At 51.3% G+C, this 20763-nt stretch carries 19 protein-coding genes and 4 pseudogenes; 16 read left to right on the top strand and 7 right to left on the bottom strand.

The genetic code is table 11. The features are described 5' to 3' along the window. Window positions 1-62 precede the first annotated feature (62 nt). From BGE37_RS04875 to BGE37_RS04860, 4 genes and pseudogenes are all read right to left on the bottom strand, one after another. Window positions 63-1685, bottom strand: a pseudogene (locus BGE37_RS04875) (ISL3 family transposase). 283 nt (window positions 1686-1968) lie between these two features. Continuing rightward, window positions 1969-2379: a zinc-ribbon domain-containing protein gene (locus BGE37_RS04870; protein WP_001534064.1), complete on the bottom strand. Its 411-nt coding sequence runs from the start codon at window positions 2377-2379 to the stop codon at window positions 1969-1971. Continuing rightward, a complete protein-coding gene (locus BGE37_RS04865; protein WP_000270974.1) occupies window positions 2367-2768 on the bottom strand; it encodes a putative zinc ribbon protein in 402 nt (133 codons plus the stop codon). The genes BGE37_RS04870 and BGE37_RS04865 overlap by 13 nt, the downstream gene beginning before the upstream one ends. A 259-nt stretch (window positions 2769-3027) precedes the next feature. After that, window positions 3028-3597 carry an inovirus Gp2 family protein gene (locus BGE37_RS04860; RefSeq protein WP_000221530.1) on the bottom strand — a complete coding sequence of 190 codons (570 nt, stop codon included), beginning with the start codon at window positions 3595-3597 and terminating at the stop codon, window positions 3028-3030. Between the two features lie 199 nt (window positions 3598-3796). Between BGE37_RS04860 and BGE37_RS25540 the strand changes: the two genes are divergently transcribed. The 3 genes from BGE37_RS25540 to BGE37_RS04830 all read left to right on the top strand — a co-directional run bounded on the left by BGE37_RS25540 (window position 3797) and on the right by BGE37_RS04830 (window position 6026). Further along, entirely contained in the window at window positions 3797-3997 is a 201-nt protein-coding gene (locus BGE37_RS25540) for a hypothetical protein (RefSeq protein ID WP_001297900.1), read from the top strand. A gap of 1126 nt (window positions 3998-5123) precedes the next feature. Beyond that, a complete protein-coding gene (locus BGE37_RS04835) occupies window positions 5124-5330 on the top strand; it encodes a helix-turn-helix transcriptional regulator (protein WP_000235214.1) in 207 nt (68 codons plus the stop codon). 93 nt (window positions 5331-5423) lie between these two features. Continuing rightward, window positions 5424-6026, top strand: a complete 603-nt coding sequence (locus BGE37_RS04830; RefSeq protein ID WP_000813432.1) for a hypothetical protein — start codon at window positions 5424-5426, stop codon at window positions 6024-6026. A gap of 737 nt (window positions 6027-6763) precedes the next feature. Here the strand turns inward: BGE37_RS04830 and BGE37_RS25310 are convergent. From BGE37_RS25310 to istA, 3 genes are read right to left on the bottom strand one after another with little or no spacing between them, the layout of a single operon-like run. Then, window positions 6764-6916, bottom strand: a complete 153-nt coding sequence (locus tag BGE37_RS25310; RefSeq protein WP_000349537.1) for a hypothetical protein — start codon at window positions 6914-6916, stop codon at window positions 6764-6766. Between the two features lie 38 nt (window positions 6917-6954). Beyond that, window positions 6955-7737, bottom strand: a complete 783-nt coding sequence (istB, locus tag BGE37_RS04820) for an IS21-like element IS100kyp family helper ATPase IstB (RefSeq protein WP_072275427.1) — start codon at window positions 7735-7737, stop codon at window positions 6955-6957. Then, a complete protein-coding gene (istA, locus tag BGE37_RS04815) occupies window positions 7734-8756 on the bottom strand; it encodes an IS21-like element IS100 family transposase (RefSeq protein WP_000255944.1) in 1023 nt (340 codons plus the stop codon). The genes istB and istA overlap by 4 nt, the downstream gene beginning before the upstream one ends. Before the next feature lie 85 nt (window positions 8757-8841). Between istA and BGE37_RS25055 the strand changes: the two are divergent. The 13 genes and pseudogenes from BGE37_RS25055 to BGE37_RS04735 all read left to right on the top strand — a co-directional run. Beyond that, window positions 8842-9096: pseudogene (locus BGE37_RS25055) on the top strand (hypothetical protein); the annotation flags it as partial. Window positions 9097-9110: 14 nt separating this feature from the next. Beyond that, window positions 9111-9248, top strand: a pseudogene (locus BGE37_RS25935) (AAA family ATPase); the annotation flags it as partial. 1130 nt (window positions 9249-10378) lie between these two features. After that, window positions 10379-11530, top strand: coding sequence for a hypothetical protein (locus BGE37_RS04790; RefSeq protein ID WP_063073705.1), 1152 nt, complete (start codon window positions 10379-10381; stop codon window positions 11528-11530). 83 nt (window positions 11531-11613) lie between these two features. Further along, a pseudogene (locus BGE37_RS04785) lies at window positions 11614-12485 on the top strand (GTPase family protein). A 217-nt stretch (window positions 12486-12702) separates the two neighbouring features. Then, entirely contained in the window at window positions 12703-15099 is a 2397-nt protein-coding gene (locus BGE37_RS04780; protein ID WP_021512357.1) for a dynamin family protein, read from the top strand. Next, window positions 15096-16001, top strand: a complete 906-nt coding sequence (locus BGE37_RS04775; protein WP_000203535.1) for a diguanylate cyclase regulator RdcB family protein — start codon at window positions 15096-15098, stop codon at window positions 15999-16001. The genes BGE37_RS04780 and BGE37_RS04775 overlap by 4 nt, the downstream gene beginning before the upstream one ends. Continuing rightward, the gene (locus BGE37_RS04770) at window positions 15998-17068 is read left to right on the top strand and encodes a patatin-like phospholipase family protein (protein WP_000102643.1); all 1071 of its coding nucleotides are present in this window, start codon (window positions 15998-16000) and stop codon (window positions 17066-17068) included. The genes BGE37_RS04775 and BGE37_RS04770 overlap by 4 nt, the downstream gene beginning before the upstream one ends. Window positions 17069-17203: 135 nt before the next feature. After that, window positions 17204-17887: a hypothetical protein gene (locus tag BGE37_RS04765; protein WP_097758065.1), complete on the top strand. Its 684-nt coding sequence runs from the start codon at window positions 17204-17206 to the stop codon at window positions 17885-17887. A gap of 15 nt (window positions 17888-17902) precedes the next feature. Further along, window positions 17903-18313: a hypothetical protein gene (locus tag BGE37_RS04760; RefSeq protein ID WP_000846713.1), complete on the top strand. Its 411-nt coding sequence runs from the start codon at window positions 17903-17905 to the stop codon at window positions 18311-18313. 220 nt (window positions 18314-18533) lie between these two features. After that, window positions 18534-19355: a DUF932 domain-containing protein gene (locus BGE37_RS04750; protein WP_001234530.1), complete on the top strand. Its 822-nt coding sequence runs from the start codon at window positions 18534-18536 to the stop codon at window positions 19353-19355. Window positions 19356-19436: 81 nt separating this feature from the next. Further along, window positions 19437-19916 (top strand): antirestriction protein, encoded by a 480-nt coding sequence (locus tag BGE37_RS04745; protein WP_097757180.1) that lies wholly within the window; start codon window positions 19437-19439, stop codon window positions 19914-19916. Between the two features lie 15 nt (window positions 19917-19931). After that, on the top strand, window positions 19932-20408 hold the full coding sequence (locus BGE37_RS04740; RefSeq protein ID WP_001186773.1) for a JAB domain-containing protein: 477 nt from the start codon (window positions 19932-19934) through the stop codon (window positions 20406-20408). A gap of 62 nt (window positions 20409-20470) precedes the next feature. Continuing rightward, window positions 20471-20692 carry a DUF987 domain-containing protein gene (locus tag BGE37_RS04735; protein WP_000692323.1) on the top strand — a complete coding sequence of 74 codons (222 nt, stop codon included), beginning with the start codon at window positions 20471-20473 and terminating at the stop codon, window positions 20690-20692. Window positions 20693-20763 lie beyond the last annotated feature (71 nt).

Below are 20763 nucleotides of genomic sequence, written 5' to 3'. Positions count from 1 at the left end.
ATAAAGGCCATACTGTCACGAACAGTGCAAAAGTGGCTCTTCCGCAACCTAGGTGAAGATTTTCATGCCAGTGGACTCATTACCCTCCGCCTAAGTAGTTCAAATCCGGCTCGACCATACATCTGGCGTATCAGCACCTTCAGGCGATTTACATGACCTTCGACAACACCATTACTCCAGCGACTGCTGATTGCCTCACATATAGCCGCAGCATCAGCTTCCATCCCCGCAGCTACGCACCGAAGTTCTGCTGAGCCGCTTTCGTGGACTCGAGTGAACCAGCTGCTTAGCTGTGATTTATTTTAGGTTTTCAGAATACGGTAGAACTCGAGTACCAGTTGCTGTGCTATTTTCAACTCCGGTTCTTTTTCACACATCAGACTAATAAATCGGGATGCATAATTTTCTTCGCCCCTGATTATTCTCCAGGGCATCAACCAGCGGCTTACCCGGAACACTGAAGGAAGTCTTGCGGCAGTAGTAACCGGTGGGTTCCAGCCTTTACGCCATTTGGCAACAGTATCCCTGACGATGGTTTCACTGCCTGTCCCCCCCCCCTGGGCCACCATTTCCCGCCATATCCGGCTGGCATTATAATTACCACTTTCTCGTTGCTCTTTTAACCACTCCCTCCATGGGTCCAGAAGCCCTCGCTTTGGAGGCCGGGTTGACATTTCAGGGAATGTTCCTGAACGCACCCAGCGACTGACTGTCACTCGCGACAGGCCTGTAATACGGGATATTTCCCTGAAACTACATCCCTTGTTATGCAGGGCCATAACCTCTGTCCAATGCTGATGCCGTTTTTTGCGGGTTTGCTGTTTAAGGCGTTCCGGACGACGGAGCGATGCTACAGGCACAGATATTTCTGGCTCAGGTGATTTCTTCAGTGATAACTCTCTGACAACAAGACGTATCAGAGGCATATGTCTGTACATCATTCGTTCAGACTCATCACCAATATTTTTTAGCAGGTGCCATCGATCGGCCACCTGTCTGGCCTGAGGTGCACCTTCACGTGCTGCTGTCGCATAGACTCCACTGCGATCACGCGAGACAACCTGTATTTCCGGATATTTTCTGAACCAGGTCGCCAGCGTACGCTGATCACGGCCGGGAAGCAGGACGAGGGGACGGTGAGTATCAAGATTGACTATTAACATACCGCAGCAGTGGCCCCGATGCCACGCCCACTCATCAATACCGGCATGAGGCGCGCCTGACTGTTTCGTCTCCGGGGTATTGATAACCCTGCGAAGAAGAGTATCAGCACTGCAACGGAGACCCGCTGCCGTTGCAGCCCGTTTTCCAGCCTCACCTCCAGCTATTAATCCCAGTTGACGTTGTAAATTTTGTAACGCCTGTGAAGACTGTTGGTGTGAACCGGCGAAGGGAGCAAGCGACTCGGCAAAAATTTTACGTGAACAAGCTGGGTTACGGCAGTACCAGTGGCGGACGGAAAATACAAGCCATAGCGTCTGTCCTGATCAGGGTAGATGCTGTATCCGGCGCCGACAACAACTATGAACAGAGTCGCTACGCTTAAAGCATTCAGGACATTGTGCTGTTTTGCGTTTTCCGTGGAGATGGAGGGTTATACCGTCAGAGCTAATAATTTGTCGACTGCATCGCCATCCGCAAGGTAACTGTAGAAGTGTCTTAAGAGAGTGCATTGGGTTGCCCATAACTTAAAACAGCTTAGATCCTTGTTCGCCAGAAAGTTTCATCCATTTTCTTCCACCCAGGTTGCGGAAGAACCACTTTTCATCCGTCGTTGACAGATGTGAAGTATGCGGGAGAAAAAGTGAATATCTAACTGTAATAACTCAGACCGGTACGAGTACTCGGGGCGTCTACAATCATTCAGGGCAAAGTGCTAAAATTTCTCTATCCCGGGATGCCCCTACCAACGCAGCACTCCCGGAGATATCATTACAGCTCTGCAACTGATTTCCGCGACTGAACCGCTCAGTTCCTATCCTTCCAGTTGCCTTCCTGCAGCCCCCCCTCCCTGCTGTATACCCCAGTACCACAACGCGGGCAGCACTTTTCCCCCTCATAATCTTCGTCACACATCACACAAAACCACTTTCTCACCTTCACCGTATAATCCGGAACCGTCATGCCCTGCAGATGCAAACGACGGGCCTCTTTCTCTACCGGGTCAAGCCAGGTGCATCGCAGCAGGATTTTCGCAGCAACAGTCATCTGGTCATGTTCAAACCACGGCGGTTGTCCGTCATTTCCCCGCTTAAGTGTTAACGGACAACCACAGGACACACAGCACAAAACGTCCTGTCGGTTGTGCTTCGCGGCTTCTTTCGCCGTAACAAAATGGCCTTTGCTGTCATTCGCCATATAGCAGTTCAGAATTCGCATATTTCCTCCTGAGTTGTCCGGGGAATACTGAATCCTCCGGTCTGGCAGTGTGTGCAGTACCGCTCCCCATAATAATCGTGGTGACATTGTCTGCAGTGCCAGCTGGCTTTACGCACCACGGGTAAGGCATCCGGTACGAATTGCTGCAGACGTTTAATCAACTGTATTTCTCTGCGCTCCGGCCTGACATAAGGGCACTGTTGACCGTGCTCTGTCAGCCTGTCGTCAGTGTGTTCAAACCAGGGAAGTTCAGTGTCGTATTGCGGATGGTATCTGAGTGCACTGCCACACAAGTGGCAGGTGTAGTTAGCATAAGGTGCGGCCTGTGCAGTACGGGCGCCCGTCAGACGTCCGTTGCCATCAAGAGCGATAAAGGATTTTGCGTACATAGTCATATTCCTCAGCCGCCAGACGACACGCAGGCAACAGCCGTCCCGGTACGGGCAGCGTGGTCAGGGTGTGAATGGCGGTTCAGTTAAAATCTGGACTGGAGTTTGGGTAAAGCAGGCTGGTTGCTGTTACAGCACTGTGGTTGTCACACAATGGAACACTGACGTAAAAAACAGTCAGTGGGCGAGTGGATACATCGTTGCCGCCAGACAACAACCCATACTTTTGGTTTGCCGGGTATTGGCGCGCCAGTCGTGCTCAACTCCGGCTACAGCCAAAATTGCGCTCACCGGTGCAGTGAGCTTTGGTATGTTCCTTCGCCAGATAGTCAGCACGTTCCAGCACCTGCTGAAAGCCAGTGTCATCATCGCGTTCCAGCCACACCGCCGGCCAGGCCGGAAAATGCACCAGCGTGGCATGGCACCCGACATCCACTCCCAGGGCACTGCACCACGCCTGTTTAATCATCCCGGCCAGTGATCCCGGAGCACGGTAATCACCGGCACGACACCAGGTATCCCGGTTAACCAGCAGCATCAGGTGATAGTGTTTTTTACCTTTGCACTCCCCAAACTCCCGGGCCCAGACGTAATGCAGGGTTGTGGGATGCACGCGTTTACCTTCCCGATGCTTACGTTTCTGGTAAGCGTCGATTCGGGCTTTCAGGGCATTGATGAAGCGGGATATCACAGCTGCGTCCGTTGCTGCCGGTACATCCGGGAAACGCAGGTCAACCCGCAATGCCGTCAGGCGGGGATGAACATTCAGTGCGTGCCGCACCGTCTCACGAATACGTTGCTGCCAGAAGGGGTTGTATTTGTAGGTCATGGTTAAATCTCCGTATGGTTCATACGGAATAGCCACGTCGTAAAAAATGCGCAGAGTCCCTGAAGTGACCTCCGGCAGGACACTGTCTCAGGCACTCTGTGATAACCCGAACGGTCGTCTCCGGACTGACGGTTGAATTTTCAGCGTTGTTTTTTTAATGTAAAAAACCGGTTACGGGTAAGGCTGTGAGGAGGGAGTGATGGTGATACGCAAAAAGAAGTGCAGGGACTGTGGAAACGCGATTACTCATAATACAGTGTGTTGCCCGTATTGTGGTTCTGTCGACCCCTTCGGCTATTACCGGAATACAGACCGTATCGTTACCATACTGCTGGCACTGATTATTGTGGTCCTGCTGACTACTGTCAGCGTCAGTGTGTATATACTGTGTAGCTGGTGAGATAACGGTTCATGTATCCCCTGAGCTGACAGTGTACCGGGTATATTAAGCGTAACCGACAGGTTCTCCTTCATACCATATTAAATTTTTCCAGGTATTGCCGCTGCCTTATTTCGTCCCATACAGGAAAACTCGTCTGGGTTTCTGACAAATACGCGAAACTCACAGCCCCTCAATATCAACCACACGCTGTAAGCCGGTAATACCTGAAAATCAGCCTATTACCGCCCGCGCCTCCGTTACCGAACGCTCAGGTGACCAGACTGAAGCCCAGCACGCACTCGTAAAATTTGCGGTCAGTTCCGTCAGTCAGTGGGCAACCGCAGAGTTACGGGCTTCCAGGTCCACAGGAGTGAGTCTATAACGCGTGTGGGAAATCATTTTTTCTGGCGTTGACAGAACGCCTTACGGGCTGCTACTTACCCGGTGTCCCGCAATACAGCCTTAGTGTTCCGTTATCGGGGATCCGGACGCACCGCAACAACCGGGGAAGTATTTCTGGTTAGAGCTGTGTCAAGAGGGATTTCTCAGCCCCTCACTCACCGGCTCAGTCTCAGGGCAGAAGCATTAATACACTCAGTTCATGTCTTATACAGGAATGGGCATAGGGGGAGCTGGCGTGTCACTGCTGATTTTACGCATCAGCGTTCATGTATCTGCACTCTGATACAGAATGCTTCACAGCGCTCTGTTACCGGAGAGATTTACTCTCTTAGGTTATTCTGGCAAATCCTTTACGTTACTCTCTGATGACTTCTTATATTTATAATACCAATCAGACAACCTTATCCCATCGGTGATATCAGTCTCCTGCTCGCCAGGAACGGGCTGACTCACTGTAACCACCTCCGAAAACAACTCTGCAATTATCAGAACGCCTGCTTCTCTCCCTGTCCTCACGAAAACTATCCCCTCTTTATCGCGCGTGCGTGCGGAAGCATCTTTTCGCAACACCCCCCTCCGGGATTCCGCTACGGCTCTGCCATCGCAATCCCCCCGTTTATCTCCGGACAGCCGCATTCCCGATTATTTTTTACGTTTCTCCCCGGTTGTTATGCCGGTGAAGGTGGCGCGCTGTTTTCATGACCACACCGGCTGGTTTAACAACATCCGGAGGAACATTCTCATGGCTACCCCAGTTTCGCTGATGGATGACCAGATGGTCGACATGGCGTTTATCACTCAACTGACCGGCCTAACCGATAAGTGGTTTGACAAACTCATCAAAGATGGGGGCTTTCCTGCGCCCATCAAAATGGGGCGCAGCTCCCGCTGGCTGAAAAGTGAAGTGGAAGCCTGGCTGCAGGCGCGTATTGCACAGTCCCGTCCGTAATTTTTAACCACTAACCCTTCGCCCACAGCAGACGCAATCTCCGGCCTGCCGGCGGCGCTCTGCTGCCTGTTATCCCCCGTGAGGAATATGAAAATGAAACAACAGTATCAGACCCGTTACGAGCTGCTCCATGAAAACTACCAGAAATGGCTGACCGGCTTCACCCGGCACGCCGTATCATGGGGCGTGTGTCATCCGAATATCTACTATTTCCATAATCTGACGCCCGGGTGGGTGTCATTCAATGGCGAAAAACCGGAGATTGCCATCGTTCCCCAGAGTCTGCACCGGCTGATTTATGGTCCGGACAAACGGAGCTCCCCGTCCCTGGATGATGATCTGGTGGTGAATTTATGCACCAGCGAACACCTGCTGGTTCATCATCCGATGCTGGAAGGGATCCTGCTGTCTGAATGTGAGCGCCTGAAGCAACATTCTCTGGCAAACAAACTGATCAGCCTCTTCCGTCAGTTTGGCGGCACGGAGTTACGTCTCAAACTGGTCTGGCTCTGCTGGCTTGACTTAATGACCGGAAACAGCCTTGACGACTGGACGAAAAACCTGAAACACAAATCAGAAAAAGATCTGGAGCAATGGATCATTGCACGTCAGGGTCAGAGTGAACCACTGACAAATCTGATGGATCAGTACGTGCTTATGGCATACCGTACATCGGTTGATGCCGCTCACAGTTGATGTCTGAGAACCACAGGGCTGGCAGCAGAAAACCAGCCCTGTGGTAAAATACAGTAATAGCGGCGTACATCAGGCACGCCGCTCACTCGTCCACAGATCATATACGTCATTATACTGCGCGATAACGGAGGGCTTCAGCACCCGGTCATTTCTGAGCGGGTATGAATACCATTGATGATGCGAAGCAGCCACGGGCAGAAACGTTCTTCACAACCAGGTGCCTCCATCTTCACTGCAGTCTGAATGTGCCGGCTTGTTATCCACCAGAAATGGTATGCTCCGGTACATGCATACCCCGGAGACTATAAACGCACTGAATCATAGCCTCCCACCTCAGCAGGAGGCAGTCAGCTTTCAGGCGGAAAAACGTTGCAGTTAAAGATCGTGAGAATCGCTGTTTCGTTGCATAGCAACCCGAACAGTTGTAGTGAAACATTTTACCTGCATCAGCACATGGTCAGGCGCCGTCTGTATGGCGTGGAATACTGATGTTTCGGCTGATGGCAAGCCTCATTCTCTGTGGAAACAGGGGCGCGCATTAGCTTCTCAACCAGAGAGTGTCACAAAGACAAATATTGCTGAAAATCGCATTCATCGTTCAGGCGTGAATGCCCGGAGACAAAAGCCGCTGTCCACACAGTCCCCCTCTGACCTGAACAAAAAGCATACACACAACAGGCTCACCTGACCCCGAAAAACCATAACTTCAGCAATACCAGTGACACCAGCACGTTACCTCAGTGCCACATCTTCAGACCGCGATCAATCTGAAATGTGACTATCGGGGCAATATCCCTGCTTTGTGGTACACGATAACCAGAAAACATCCCCTGAACCGCCAGCCAGAAAGACTGGCCACAAATGTCAACGACGGATGAAAAGTGATCCACTTATATCTCCACCAACGGCCCAATATTGATCCACCGTTTTACTCAGGATTAGCTTCTGCTATAACCCCGGCCTTTCGTTTCTGTCTGAGTCGATAGCTTTCTCCTTTGATTTGAACGACATGTGAGTGGTGTAAGATACGGTCCAGCATCGCTGAGGTCAGTGCTGCATCACCGGCGAACGTTTGATCCCACTGCCCGAACGGCAGATTGGATGTCAGGATCATTGCGCTCTTTTCGTAACGTTTAGCGATGACCTGGAAGAACAGCTTTGCTTCTTTCTGACTGAACGGCAGATAGCCTATTTCATCAATGATGAGCAGGCGGGGGGCCATTACTCCACGCTGAAGCGTCGTTTTATAACGGCCCTGACGTTGTGCCGTAGATAACTGAAGTAACAGATCTGCTGCTGTTGTGAAGCGAACTTTGATACCTGCACGGACTGCTTCATAGCCCATCGCTATTGCCAGATGGGTTTTCCCCACACCTGATGGCCCCAGTAATACGATATTTTCATTACGTTCTATGAAGCTGAGTGAGCGTAACGACTGGAGTTGCTTCTGCGGTGCTCCGGTGGCGAATGTGAAGTCATACTCTTCGAACGTTTTCACCGCCGGGAAGGCTGCCATTCGGGTATACATCGCCTGTTTACGTTGATGACGTGCCAGTTTTTCTTCATGAAGCAGATGCTCCAGGAAGTCCATATAACTCCATTCCTGGTCTACTGCCTGTTGTGACAGCGCAGGCGCTGCGCTTATAAGGCTTTCCAGTTGCAACTGCCCGGCGAGCACCATCAGTCGTTGATGTTGCAGTTCCATCATCACGCCACTCCTCTGCAGAATGAGTCGTAGATGGAGAGTGGATGATGCAGGGGGTGTTTGTCGAAGTTCACCAGATTTTCATCAAGATGCACGTCATACTCTTTTTTCTCCGGAGGCAGTGCCAGCATGGACTGCTGCTCTTCGAGCCAGCGATCGCAGGGACGTGCCTGGATTGTTTCATGCTTTCGTTGGTTAGCGACATCGTGCAGCCAGCGCAGACCGTGGCGGTTGGCTGTTTCAACATCGACAGTGATCCCCATCGGGCGCAGGCGAGTCATTAGTGGGATGTAAAAACTGTTACGGGTGTACTGCACCATCCGTTCCACCTTACCTTTAGTCTGTGCCCTGAAGGGGCGACACAGTCGGGGAGAGAAGCCCATCTCCTTGCCGAACTGCCACAGCGAAGGATGGAACCGGTGCTGACCGGTCTGATATGCGTCACGTTGCAGAACCACAGTTTTCATATTGTCATACAACACTTCGCGCGGCACACCACCAAAGAAGCGGAACGCATTACGATGGCAGGTCTCCAGCGTGTCATAACGCATATTGTCAGTGAATTCGATGTACAGCATTCGGCTGTATCCGAGAACAGCAACGAACACGTGAAGCGGTGAGCGACCATTACGCATAGTGCCCCAGTCAACCTGCATCTGTCGTCCGGGTTCAGTTTCGAACCGAACGGCAGGCTCCTGCTCCTGAGGAACCGAGAGAGAACGAATGAATGCCCTGAGAATGGTCATTCCGCCACGATATCCCTGGTCTCTGATCTCGCGAGCGATTACCGTTGCCGGGATTTTGTAAGGATGAGCATCGGCGATGCGTTGACGAATATAATCCCGGTATTCATCCAGGAGTGAAGCAACAGCAGGTCGCGGCGTATATTTTGGCGGCTCAGATTTTGCCTGCAAATAACGTTTAACGGTATTGCGGGAGATCCCCAGTTCTCTGGCAATCGCCCGGCTACTCATTCCCTGCTTGTGCAGGATTTTAATTTCCATAACTGTCTCAAAAGTGACCATAAGCTCTCCTGAATCAGGAGAGCAGATTACCCCCTGGATCTGATTTCAGGCGTTGGGTGTGGATCACTATTGCACCGTTCGTGACAACAAAAGGGGTAAGCTGAAATCGTTTATGGATTACATCGACATATGCCTGGCAGAGAATGTCCGGAATGACGAGGTTATCTTTGCGGAGATTAAGGCAATGGTATACGGGCCGACGTTCCATGCCGCGTTACTACATTCAGCCCGGACGTAAAATGCGCCCGTCAAAAAGAACGGTTCGCTTCGAAACTCAGCCAGGATACCACCTCTCCGCCACACCCGGGAAGAAGTTGATATGGTGGTTGCCGGACAACAGCGCTCCTGGATTGACTGCTGCATCACTCAACCACGCTGAATATCAAAGGAGAGCGTTACCGGTTAAAAGAGAAACGTAAAGCTGTGGTGATGACCCAAAACGCAACGCCTGTCAGTGAGGATGAAATGGTGAAAAGCGGACAGCATCAGTAACGGAAGTATCTTAGCGGGTACGAAAATGGCAGGATCGTGACATTGACAGAATATCTCCTGATCATCCTGAATGACTGCAGTTGCTGTAGAAAAGTAAGCTGTCTCCACCCACGGCACCACTTAACAGGCATTCCGTAACTTCCCCCAGACTTACTATGACGCATTATCGGTGCACTGAAAACGGGAGAGTGCGCTTAAAACCGCAGACCGCATGCGGGTGTTACTGCATGACAGTCTGGCCGTATTGTGAGATGTCGGCAGGAACCGATGTCCGCGCAGGGGGGAACTTCCTGCAGTACCTGACGCTTCAAATGGTATTAACCGTAGGGTGTTGTTGGTTCCGGATCGCGGAAATGGGAGCACAGGTCTGCTACGGGGTGTACCTCTGACAGTATATCCGGCTCGCTCATCTGACAGCCTCTCTCCCGGAAAAGACCAAAAATGAGATCGTCTCCTCAACAGCAGAGAAGAGGTCTTGACAGACAGGCTACATTGCATACGATTTATGAAGAAAAAGACAGCAAATATGGAGGTTATAGCGGAGAATACCCTACGAAATTCCTATGAAAAACGATTGAAAAAAATATCAAATTCGATTCGTTTTTATATGCTTTTTGGGAGCGTGGCGATGACGAACTGTTGCATGTGCAGAGGAGAATGCACCCGGAAGCACCAGAATCATCCAGAAAGGCAGAACGATTACGCATCAAACCAGGAGACAGCAATATCAAGGTAATATACTGATTTAAAATGAATTTACAGCAATACGTAAAAACATTTTTTACTTAAAGGAGACAGATGCGCTGAAGAGAGTGCAGGTATTTTTATATAAAAATGAGAAGTTTACGGGATGTGTATCCGGCACACTATGACCGGAGAATATCAGTCAAGCTTAAAAAGACAATAAATACAGTGAGTTAAATACACAGAGAAAACGTAGTATCAGAGGGTACATCTTACAACAGAGACTGAATTTCCGGTTTTTCATAACCGGCGCATTCCGGAAAGTGCAGGCGGCCCGGAGGTTTTCTGACGCCACTACCTGGTAGATTGTTCTGTACATCATGTACGGAGGTTTTTGTTTGCTTTTTTAAAATCTGCAAATGTGAGAAAAGCAGGTGAGGTGTATTGTGGGAAAGGAACTGGATGATATCTGCACCAGCTGTCCGTATATCGATGCTGTAAAACGGCACAAACAACAGCTCGGTGCCATAGAGGAATATACACAGTGGTTAAAAAAAGAACCACGGGCATCTTATTTTTTTCTGTTCCAGCTGTATACCCGCATTCACAATACATTTTTCTCCCAAAAGCAACAACTCCCGTTCACTCCCGGTGGCACTCACTGCCCGGAACCTGATGTCACCCTTCGGGACTTAACGCTTTCCCCTGGCTACCACAGTGATTATGCCCCTCAACCCATTCCGGAGATGGACAGTTCTGCTGTTGTTCCCCCAACTAATGAAAACACCTCGCCTCCGGAAGATACTCCCGACAACACTCCGGCCGGAGGCAATACCGGACAAGCGGAAAAGACCAGAAACGCAGGACTCACACCCATTCCTGAAAAACGTTCAGGAATGCCCCCGGAACATCTGCGGTTTGCCACGGGGTTTCCATCGCAACCGAAGATTGCCGGTCCCAGAGAAAAGCCGATGCGCACCGTGCATCCGGATAAAATCTACCGTGAAATTATATGGTTCTGCTCCAGTTACCTGCTGAAATCCGGACCAGAGGCTACGAGGACGATTATCAACTCAGTATTCTCTGAATGGGCCAGCATAAACAATGATTACCCCTCCCCCTTTTCGTGGGTGGACAGCAGGGACAGTGAACAGTGTGACTGGTTATGGAACGCCATGCAGGTCCGGTGTGTGGGAACCCCGCTGAATCCCCTTACCCCGGAGCAGAAATACTGGTTTGCCTGCGCCACGTTTGATAACTGGGAGGGCTGGAATGAGCAACAGGTACAGTTTTTACTGGAAAGTAATCCCAGACGGAACAGAGCGAAGTTTACGCAGGTCTCCTTCCAGGCCCCCAGGATTCAGCATAAAGCGATTCTTCTTGATGAGCTGAAAAGTGCCCGGGAGCAACAAAAAAGGCGTGATGAACGTGCTGATGGTTCCGTCCCTCTGAAACTGTCCGGAAAAATCCACAAACAGCTTGAAAGTATTGCCCGAAGTCGTGGTGTCCTCCCAAAAAAACTGCTGAATGAAATGATTGAGCAGGCGTACCATGATTTGGTGGCAACCAGGCAGAACAGCAAAATCGATTCCAGATAATTTCAGACAGATATTATTTCCGTGAATCCCCCGCCACCTTTCCGGTGCGCGGGGTTTTGTCTTTTTTCACCGGGAATACATGTATGAATCCGTCTGATGCCATTGAGGCAATTGAAAAACCGCTCTCCTCCCTGCCTTACTCACTTTCCCGTCACATCCTGGAACATCTGCGCAAACTCACCAGTCATGAACCCGTGCCTGGCATTATGGGTAAAAGCGGGCCCGTAAATCCTCACTCTGTAATGCGCTGTTTCAGGGGGAGGTCACCCCGGTCAGTGATGTTCACGCCGGCACCCGGGAAGTGCAGCGCTTCCGTCTGAATGGCCATGGTCACAGCATGGTTATCACTGACCTGCCCGGGGTGGGCGAGAGCCGGGACAGGGATGCAGAGTATGAAGCCCTGTACCGTGACATTCTGCTCGAACTGGACCTGGTACTGTGGCTGATTAAAGCCGATGACCGTGCCCTGTCTGTGGATGAGTATTTCTGGCGACACATCCTGCACCGGGGACATCAGCGGGTACTGTTTGTGGTGATGCAGGCCGATAAAACGGAGCCCTGCCATGAATGGGATATGGCCGGTATTCAGCCTTCTCCCCCAGAGGCACAGAACATTCGCGAAAAAACGGAGGCGGTATTCCGTCTGTTCCGGCCCGTACATCGGGTTGTTGCCGTATCGGCCCGCACCGGCTGGGAACTGGATACGCTGGTCAGTGCGCTCATGACAGCACTTCCCGACCATGCCGCCAGTCCCCTGATGACCCGCCTGCAGGACGAGCTGCGCACGGAGTCTGTCCGGTCTCAGGCCCGTGAACAGTTTACCGGTGCGGTGGACCGGATATTTGACACGGCGGAGAGCGTCTGCATTGCCTCTGTTGCACGCACGGTTCTGCGCGCCGTCCGTGACTCGGTGGTCTCTGTTGCCCGCGCGGTATGGAACTGGATTTTCTTCTGAACCCGGTGGTGATGTACCAGGCTGTTGTTACAGATTTTTAACTCCATGAAAACACTATGCAAACGCAGCCATACCCGGGTTGTCCCCTTGCGTTGTGTTTCTCAAGTTAATAGAATACATCGATCGTTACTATCATATCGATCGCTATAAACGATCGTTTGTAGTAAATGACCTCCTCCGTGGTTGTCATGAAAATGCGTCTTAGGAAGGTTAAATAATGCACGAAAAGAACATCGCCCTGCTTTGTGATGAAGCCGACCGACTTTTGCAACTGAACATTAATCTGCTCCGGCAAATGGTTGAGGAGCCAGATGTGTTATCTGACAGTAAGAACGAAAACAGACTGCTTTTTGATAAACAGAAAGCACTGAAAAGAATTGAGGAGCTGGAGGGCGAACAAATCAAAACCGCCCGCAGGGAGATGGTGCTGGCTGTTGTCGGCACGATGAAAGCAGGCAAATCAACCACCATCAACGCCATTGTGGGGCAGGAAATTCTGCCTAACCGTAACCGCCCCATGACCTCTGTACCGACGCTCATCCGCCACGTTCCCGGAAAAACTGAGCCGGTTCTCCATCTGGAACATATTCAGCCTGTCCGCAATTTATTAATCACACTGCAGGAAAAACTCGCCACCCCGGCAGGACAGCAGGTCGCACAGACCCTGCAGCAAACCGGGGATACCCGCGAACTGCTGGATATTCTGACGGATGATGGCTGGCTCAAAAATGAATACCACGGGGAGGAGGAAATCTTTACCGGACTGGCATCGTTAAACGATCTGGTTCGTCTTGCTGCGGCAATGGGGACTGAATTTCCTTTTGATGAATACGCAGAAGTGCAGAAACTGCCGGTGATCGACGTGGAATTCAGCCATCTGGTGGGGATGGATGCATGCCAGGGAACACTCACACTGCTGGATACCCCCGGCCCTAATGAGGCCGGACAACCGCAGATGGAAGTGATGATGCGGGATCAACTGCAGAAAGCCTCTGCGGTTCTGGCTGTGATGGATTACACCCAGATGAACTCAAAAGCGGATGAAGACGTCCGTAAAGAGCTTAATGCCATTGCTGACGTATCAGCCGGCCGCCTGTTTGTACTGGTCAATAAATTTGATGAGAAAGACCGCAATGGCGATGGGGCAGATGCCGTACGCCAGAAAGTTCCGGCAATGCTGAACAGCGATGTGCTGCCCGCCTCCCGCGTTTATCCCGGATCCTCACGCCAGGCATACCTGGCTAACCGTGCGCTTCATGAGTTACGGAAAAACGGAACCCTTCCTGTTGATGAAGCCTGGGTCGATGATTTTATCAGAGGTGCCTTCGGTTGCATGAAAAAAGAATACGTCTGTAAAGACAGTGAACTGGCAACTGAAGGGGCGACAGACCTGTGGGAAGGCTCACTTATCGATCAACTGATAACGGAAGTCATACAGAGCTCACATTCCAGAGCTGCGGCACTGGCGGTTGACTCTGCCGCCGCAAAACTGATGCAGAATGCAGAAAATATCAGTGAATACCTGTTGTTACGCCATCAGGGGCTACAGCAAAGCATTCAGTCACTGCAGTCGCATATCACCAGCCTGCTTGCGGATATCCGGGAAATCGCGGACTGTCAGGAGCAGATGACCACTGATGTCAGAATGGCCATGGAGGAGATCGATACTAAAACCCGGGAATTACTGACGGGGGTCTGCACCTCACTGGAAGAGGAGCTGAATGACTATTTCAGAAGCGGTAAACGCAAAGAACAGCAAATGCTGGAGGAAGAAGACGCAGAACAACGAAGGTCTCAGTCCGGATTATGGGGGAAAATTTCTCAATGGTCCGGTATCAACAACCAGGGCCGGGAGGATTACAGGAAACGAGATTTTGCCCCGGACAGCCCCGAAATAAAATTCAGTGATCGCAGGGAAGCCCTTGAACTGATGACGCAAATCGAATCGACCGTGACCAGCCTGCACCGTGAGGCTGAAGCACAGTTCCGGCCTGAGCTGGAGAAAATCGTCAGCGGGATTGAAACAGGTTTTCGTGGCACGGCCCTGTACGCCACAGAAAACATTGCCGGTCGCATCAATGCCCGCCTGGAGGATGAGGGCTTTACCGTAAAAATCAGTTTTCCGGCAGTCAGCCAGTTACAGACCCGGCTCGCGGAAAAAATTAATCTGAGTGCGCTTATGGAGGAAAGAACGGAGACCGTCACCCGTCGCCGTCGGCAGAGTGGCGTATGGGGAACCGTTTGTCGATGGTTTGGCACCAGTGACCTGGGCTGGGAAAACTATGACGAGGATGTGAGTCGCAGCGTGATCAATATCAACAAGGTCAGAGAGGAAGTTATGTCACTGACCCGGGCATATTTCGGGGAGCTGCAGGCATCCATTGAGCAGGATATTAACCAGCCCGTCCGCCAGGAAATCGATGCCTTTTTCTGCGCATTCAGGGAGAAAGTTGAACAACTGCGTAACACGCTGATTCAGAGCTCTGAAGATCATAAACGCGATCAGCAGGCGCAGGAACGACTTACCGGGCGACTTCAGGCATTAAATGAAAGGGTTCCTGAGCTCATTACTGACAGTAAGGCGCTGAGGGAAGAGCTGGAGACAATGCTGTGACTTCACCATTTATTCAACAAATTGCTGATAACCGGGTATGTCAGGTACTCACCTGTCTTCCTGAAAAATTTGTGGTTGATTTCGCAAACGGAATCGATGTTGCACAGGAGCATATCCGCACGGCCGGAGAGCGCACGTTCTTCCGGCGTTTAAAAGAGGGGCTGACCGGCGAAGGCGCTGCACGGCAGAATGCCATCAATGCGTCGCTTGCACAGGGCGTTGAGGCGTCCCTGCGCTGGCTGACGGAGATGACAACGTCACTTGCCACCACAAACTACGCGATTACCCAGGTAAACGACAGGGTCAGTTCACTGGTCAGTGATACAGCCAGGCTGGCGCATTATTCCGCAGATACGCGGGAGCAGTTACTCACCCTGGCCGATCAGGTTCACCATAAACTGAATCATCTTGAAGAAAAACTCCACCGTGTTGACCAGGTTCAGCGGGCGCAGTTACATCTTGAGCAGATATTCTCATGGTGGAGCGCCGGGCGATATGCGTCATTTTCCCCTGCCGGACGTTGTTATGTGGCACTTGAAGAGCTTCGCTGGGGCGCGTTTGGTGATGTGATACGTCAGAGCGAAACAGGCCAGGTTAACCAGCTACTGGATATTCTCAGACATAAAGCATTAACGCAGATGGCACAGGAGAGTGGCGGTAGTGCAACCGTGCGTCTGAACACTCTGGACTGGCTTGGTGGTCAGGGCCGGGAGCAGGCAGATAACGAGTGGCATGACGCGATTAACTGGCTGGGAGACTGGTGCAGTGAAGAGCAGCATCCGGTGATCTGGTCAACCACGCAGGCTGCAGAACACTTACCGGTTCGCATGCCTCGCCTCTGCTCTGCAGAACGCCTCTCTGAAAGTATGGTCGATGAAATATTTCAGAAGGGGGCTGCATGAGTACAGAAATGAAAACGGGGCTGGTGCTGTCCGGTGGCGGGGCGGTGGGCGCTTATCAGGCGGGAGTGGTTAAGGCACTGGCAGAGTGTGGTACACAGATCAGCATGGTTTCAGGGGCCAGCATTGGCGCATTCAATGGTGCCATTATCGCGGCCTCTCCCGATCTGTCAGAAGCTGCCGTACGCCTGGAGGCGCTCTGGGATCATCTGGGGAATAATCAGGTGCTGTCGGTAAACAGATTGGTTTACTTTTCATTGCTGAAAAAATTGTTCCAGGCAATGAACCTCTGCCAGATCCCCGGACGTGCAGGAGCACTGCTTACGACGCTTCTTCGCCATATATCGACAATCAACGGGTTTGACAATCTGATGGCTCAGCCGTTGTTGTCAGATGAGCCCCTGACAGCGCTGATGGATCATTATCTTGATACTGATGCTCTGGCAGACGGGCTACCGCTGTATGTGTCGCTGTACCCCACAGAAGGGGGCATGCAGGATATTATTGACTGCATTCGTGCTGAACTGGGTGTCGGAACCACGAAAAACGCCGTTTTTCAGCATATCCAGAGCCTGCCCCGCGGACAGCAGAAAGAGGCTCTGCTTGCGTCAGCCGCGCTGCCCCTGCTGTTCCGTCCCCGTGAGGTTCAGGGGACAATGTTCGGTGATGGTGGTATGGGAGGATGGCGAAATATGCAGGGAAATACCCCTGTGACGCCTCTGGTCGATGCCGGATGCAATATGGTGATTGTGACGCATCTGAGTGACGGTTCTTTATGGGATCGCCAGGCTTTTCCGGACACCACAATCCTTGAGATCCGTCCCCGGAAAAGGCTGAAATATGCAGGTGATGGTGGCAACAGCGGCGGTCTGCTCAGTTTTACATCGGCACATACCGACGCCTGGCGTCAGCAGGGCTATGAAGACACGATGCTGGCGATGGAGCATATCCGGAAACCGCTGGCAGCACGTCAGGCACTGACCCGGTCAGAGGCGGTATTGCAGAAAAGCCTGGATATAACGGAAGAGGCAGATTTGGCACTGAGAAACGCGATGGCCCGGATTAAATAAAGACGCCCCAAAGAAACGCCACCGCCTGTGGTGGTGTTTTTCCTGTCTGGTGTTATTGAAAATATTTTCAGATATATATTACCTGAGAGAAAGTTTTACCCCTCACCTGTCAATTCACTCACTGGAAATTTAATTATGAAATTACCTGTAAAGTTATTAATGAGCCTTATATCTCTGGTCAGCGTTATTGCACGTGCCGGGGAATATAAAAATTACAGCCGGGATGAAATAAAATACTGGCGATATACATCATACAAGGGGGGGAAACTTCCGGAAGGTTTCACTGATGAGAAATTTTCCAGCGCCATTTACAACGGAAGAATATTTACAATGAAACGTTTACATACCCTTATGTTATTTCTGGCGGTTCTGTTCACGGGCTTTAACTTTAACGCAGAAGCGGCTACCGTAAAACAAGCTCTTAGTTGTAACCCGGAAGCCTGGGCTGAACAACCTGGAGCGTGTCCATCAACGTACGAGTTGTACGAAGGTGACGCTACCTACAAAGCCGCTATCGACAAAGCATTAAAACCGGTCGGACTGAGCGGCATGTTCGGTAAAGACGGCTATATGGATGGCCCTGGTGGAGGTATCACGCCAGTAAACATTAACGGTACAGTCTGGTTCCAGGGCGACGGTTGCAAAGCCAATACCTGCGGCTGGGACTTTATCGTAACACTCTATAACCCAAAAACCCATGAAGTTGTTGGCTACCGTTACTTTGGTTTAGATGACCCGGCCTACCTGGTTTGGTTCGGTGAAATTGGCGTGCATGAATTCGCGTATCTGGTGAAAAACTACGTAGCTGCGGTTAACTAATTTAAGGAGTCTATCATGAAAACTTTTATCAAAACTTTACTCGTTGCTGTAACTATTCTGTTCTCTGTCTTCGCTACTGCGAAACAAGTAAAACTGCCAAATAACATCAAATACGTTAATACTACAGAAGCGTTTTCCTGTACCGAAATTGACGGTATGAATTGCCAGACAAAGAATCAGTTCAACTATAAAGATAACAGCTATGTTTTCGTGCTTGAACGTGGTGGTGCCTGGTGCTACGACTACACTGTCTCGGTAGTTAACCTGAAAACCGGGAAAGCACAAATGATTGAATACGGGGACAATCAACTGTGCTCAGGTAGCAACAAACCGTTCTTCGAAATCAAAAATGGCGTACCGACGGTAGGAGTCATCGACACATCCGGAAAACCTGTCGTTGTAGCCCAGGACAAACTTAAAATCTAAGGAGTAAACCATGCGTTTCTCTGCACATTATTAATATCAAAGGTAAATACAGCCCCAGCCATTGTTACCGGAAAGCCGCTTAATGCGTGGCTCGCCAGTGAAAGGCCTCTCAGACAATAAACCTTATTCATTTCACCCGTCAGGCCGCGTCTTCTCCGGGAGACGCGGCTTTTTTCATTTATTGCACCAGTAAATCTTAACCACCGATAAGGAGCAAAGTATGCGATTAGCAAGTCGTTTTGGTTATGCTGCAAACCAGATACGCCGTGACCGTCCGCTGACACATGAAGAACTGATACGCCATGTACCCAGTATTTTTGGGGAAGACCGGCACACCTCCCGCAGTGAACGGTATGCGTACATTCCCACCATTACCGTCCTGGAAAATCTGCAGCGGGAAGGCTTTCAGCCGTTCTTCGCCTGCCAGACCCGTGTGCGCGACCCGGGCCGCCGGGGATACACAAAACACATGCTGCGTCTGCGGCGGGCCGGAGAGATAAACGGAGAACATGTCCCTGAAATTATTCTGCTCAACTCTCATGACGGTACCTCCAGCTACCAGATGCTGCCGGGTTACTTCAGGTTCGTCTGCCAGAACGGGTGCGTCTGTGGCCAGTCTCTGGGGGAAGTGCGTGTTCCACACCGGGGAAATGTAGTGGAGAAAGTTATCGAAGGGGCTTACGAGGTGGTGGGCGTGTTTGACCGGATAGAGGAGAAGCGTGATGCCATGCAGTCGCTGGTCCTGCCGCCACCGGCACGCCAGGCGCTGGCACAGGCGGCACTGACTTACCGTTATGGTGACGAACATCAGCCCGTCACCACCGCCGACATTCTGACGCCGCGACGCCGGGAGGATTACGGTAAGGACCTGTGGAGCGCATATCAGACCATCCAGGAGAATATGCTGAAAGGCGGGATTTCCGGTCGCAGTGCAAAAGGAAAACGTATCCATACCCGGGCCATTCACAGCATTGATACCGACATTAAGCTCAATCGCGCATTGTGGGTGATGGCAGAAACGATGCTGGAGAGCCTGCGCTGATGCCGTTTCCCTGAGTGAGGGAATCATTCAGCTTTCGTTCCTGAAAAACACACATTTATTTGTTATTTAAGGAGTTATCTCATGAAAACCGTTTCTCAGAATACCCCCACAATTTATTCAGCTACAACACCAGAGAATAATCTGCCTCAGTTGGTTGCCAGCCTCGTCCCTGATGAACAGCGCATCAGCTTCTGGCCGCAGCATTTTGGCCTCATTCCACAGTGGGTGACCCTGGAGCCCCGTGTCTTCGGCTGGATGGACCGTCTGTGCGAAGACTACTGCGGTGGTATCTGGAATCTGTACACCCTGAACAACGGCGGGGCATTTATGGCACCCGAACCGGATGACGATGATGACGAAACATGGGTACTGTTCAATGCCATGAACGGTAACCGCGCAGAAATGAGCCCGGAAGCCGCCGGTATTGCCGCCTGTCTGATGACGTACAGTCATCATGCCTGTCGTACGGAGAATTATGCCATGACGGTCCATTATTACCGGTTGCGGGATTACGCCCTGCAGCATCCGGAATGCAGCGCCATTATGCGCATCATCGACTGAATGGAGAGAAGCACAATGCAACAACTTTCCTTTCTGCCCGGAGAGATGACGCCCGGCGAGCGCAGCCTCATTCAACGGGCCCTGAAAACCCTGGACCGCCATCTTCATGAACCCGGCGTGGCCTTCACCTCCACCCGTGCAGCACGGGAATGGCTGATTCTGAACATGGCGGGACTGGAGCGTGAAGAATTCCGGGTGCTGTATCTGAATAACCAGAATCAACTGATTGCCGGTGAAACCCTCTTTACCGGCACCATCAACCGCACGGAAGTCCATCCCCGGGAAGTGATTAAACGCGCCCTGTACCACAATGCCGCTGCCGTGGTGCTGGCACACAATCACCCCTCCGGTGAAGTCACACCCAGTAAGGCAGACCGCCTTATCACGGAACGTCTGGTACAGGCACTGGGCCTGGTGGATATCCGGGTGCCGGACCATCTGATAGTCGGTGGCAACCAGGTTTTCTCCTTTGCCGAACATGGTCTGCTTTAACCCTTCACAACCACATCACACCTGTTTTCACTTTTATCTTCTGTCTTCAGAGGTATCCCATTATGAAAATTATCACCCGTGGTGAAGCCATGCGTATTCACCAACAACATCCGACATCCCGTCTTTTTCCGTTCTGTACCGGTAAATACCGCTGGCACGGCAGTGCTGAAGCGTATACCGGTCGTGAAGTGCAGGATATTCCCGGTGTGCTGGCCGTGTTTGCTGAACGTCGTAAGGACAGTTTTGGTCCGTATGTCCGGCTGATGAGCGTCACCCTGAACTGAGTGGGAATTCTGATGAGCAGAATTATCGCCACTACCGGACCATTCTTAGCCGATTTTCTGTAAGGATTTTA

The organism is Escherichia sp. MOD1-EC6300 (assembly GCF_002965045.1).
GTDB lineage: Bacteria > Pseudomonadota > Gammaproteobacteria > Enterobacterales > Enterobacteriaceae > Escherichia > Escherichia coli_F.
This window is presented reverse-complemented; position numbering and strand designations above follow the sequence as displayed.

Coding starts and splice junctions, on each gene's coding strand:
- BGE37_RS04870 (WP_001534064.1), bottom strand. CDS start 2,379: ATGCGAATTCTGAACTGCTATATGGCGAATGACAGCAAAGGCCATTTT.
- BGE37_RS04865 (WP_000270974.1), bottom strand. CDS start 2,768: ATGTACGCAAAATCCTTTATCGCTCTTGATGGCAACGGACGTCTGACG.
- BGE37_RS04860 (WP_000221530.1), bottom strand. CDS start 3,597: ATGACCTACAAATACAACCCCTTCTGGCAGCAACGTATTCGTGAGACG.
- BGE37_RS25540 (WP_001297900.1), top strand. CDS start 3,797: ATGGTGATACGCAAAAAGAAGTGCAGGGACTGTGGAAACGCGATTACT.
- BGE37_RS04835 (WP_000235214.1), top strand. CDS start 5,124: ATGGCTACCCCAGTTTCGCTGATGGATGACCAGATGGTCGACATGGCG.
- BGE37_RS04830 (WP_000813432.1), top strand. CDS start 5,424: ATGAAACAACAGTATCAGACCCGTTACGAGCTGCTCCATGAAAACTAC.
- istA (WP_000255944.1), bottom strand. CDS start 8,756: ATGGTCACTTTTGAGACAGTTATGGAAATTAAAATCCTGCACAAGCAG.
- BGE37_RS04780 (WP_021512357.1), top strand. CDS start 12,703: ATGCACGAAAAGAACATCGCCCTGCTTTGTGATGAAGCCGACCGACTT.
- BGE37_RS04770 (WP_000102643.1), top strand. CDS start 15,998: ATGAGTACAGAAATGAAAACGGGGCTGGTGCTGTCCGGTGGCGGGGCG.
- BGE37_RS04765 (WP_097758065.1), top strand. CDS start 17,204: ATGAAATTACCTGTAAAGTTATTAATGAGCCTTATATCTCTGGTCAGC.
- BGE37_RS04760 (WP_000846713.1), top strand. CDS start 17,903: ATGAAAACTTTTATCAAAACTTTACTCGTTGCTGTAACTATTCTGTTC.
- BGE37_RS04750 (WP_001234530.1), top strand. CDS start 18,534: ATGCGATTAGCAAGTCGTTTTGGTTATGCTGCAAACCAGATACGCCGT.
- BGE37_RS04745 (WP_097757180.1), top strand. CDS start 19,437: ATGAAAACCGTTTCTCAGAATACCCCCACAATTTATTCAGCTACAACA.
- BGE37_RS04740 (WP_001186773.1), top strand. CDS start 19,932: ATGCAACAACTTTCCTTTCTGCCCGGAGAGATGACGCCCGGCGAGCGC.
- BGE37_RS04735 (WP_000692323.1), top strand. CDS start 20,471: ATGAAAATTATCACCCGTGGTGAAGCCATGCGTATTCACCAACAACAT.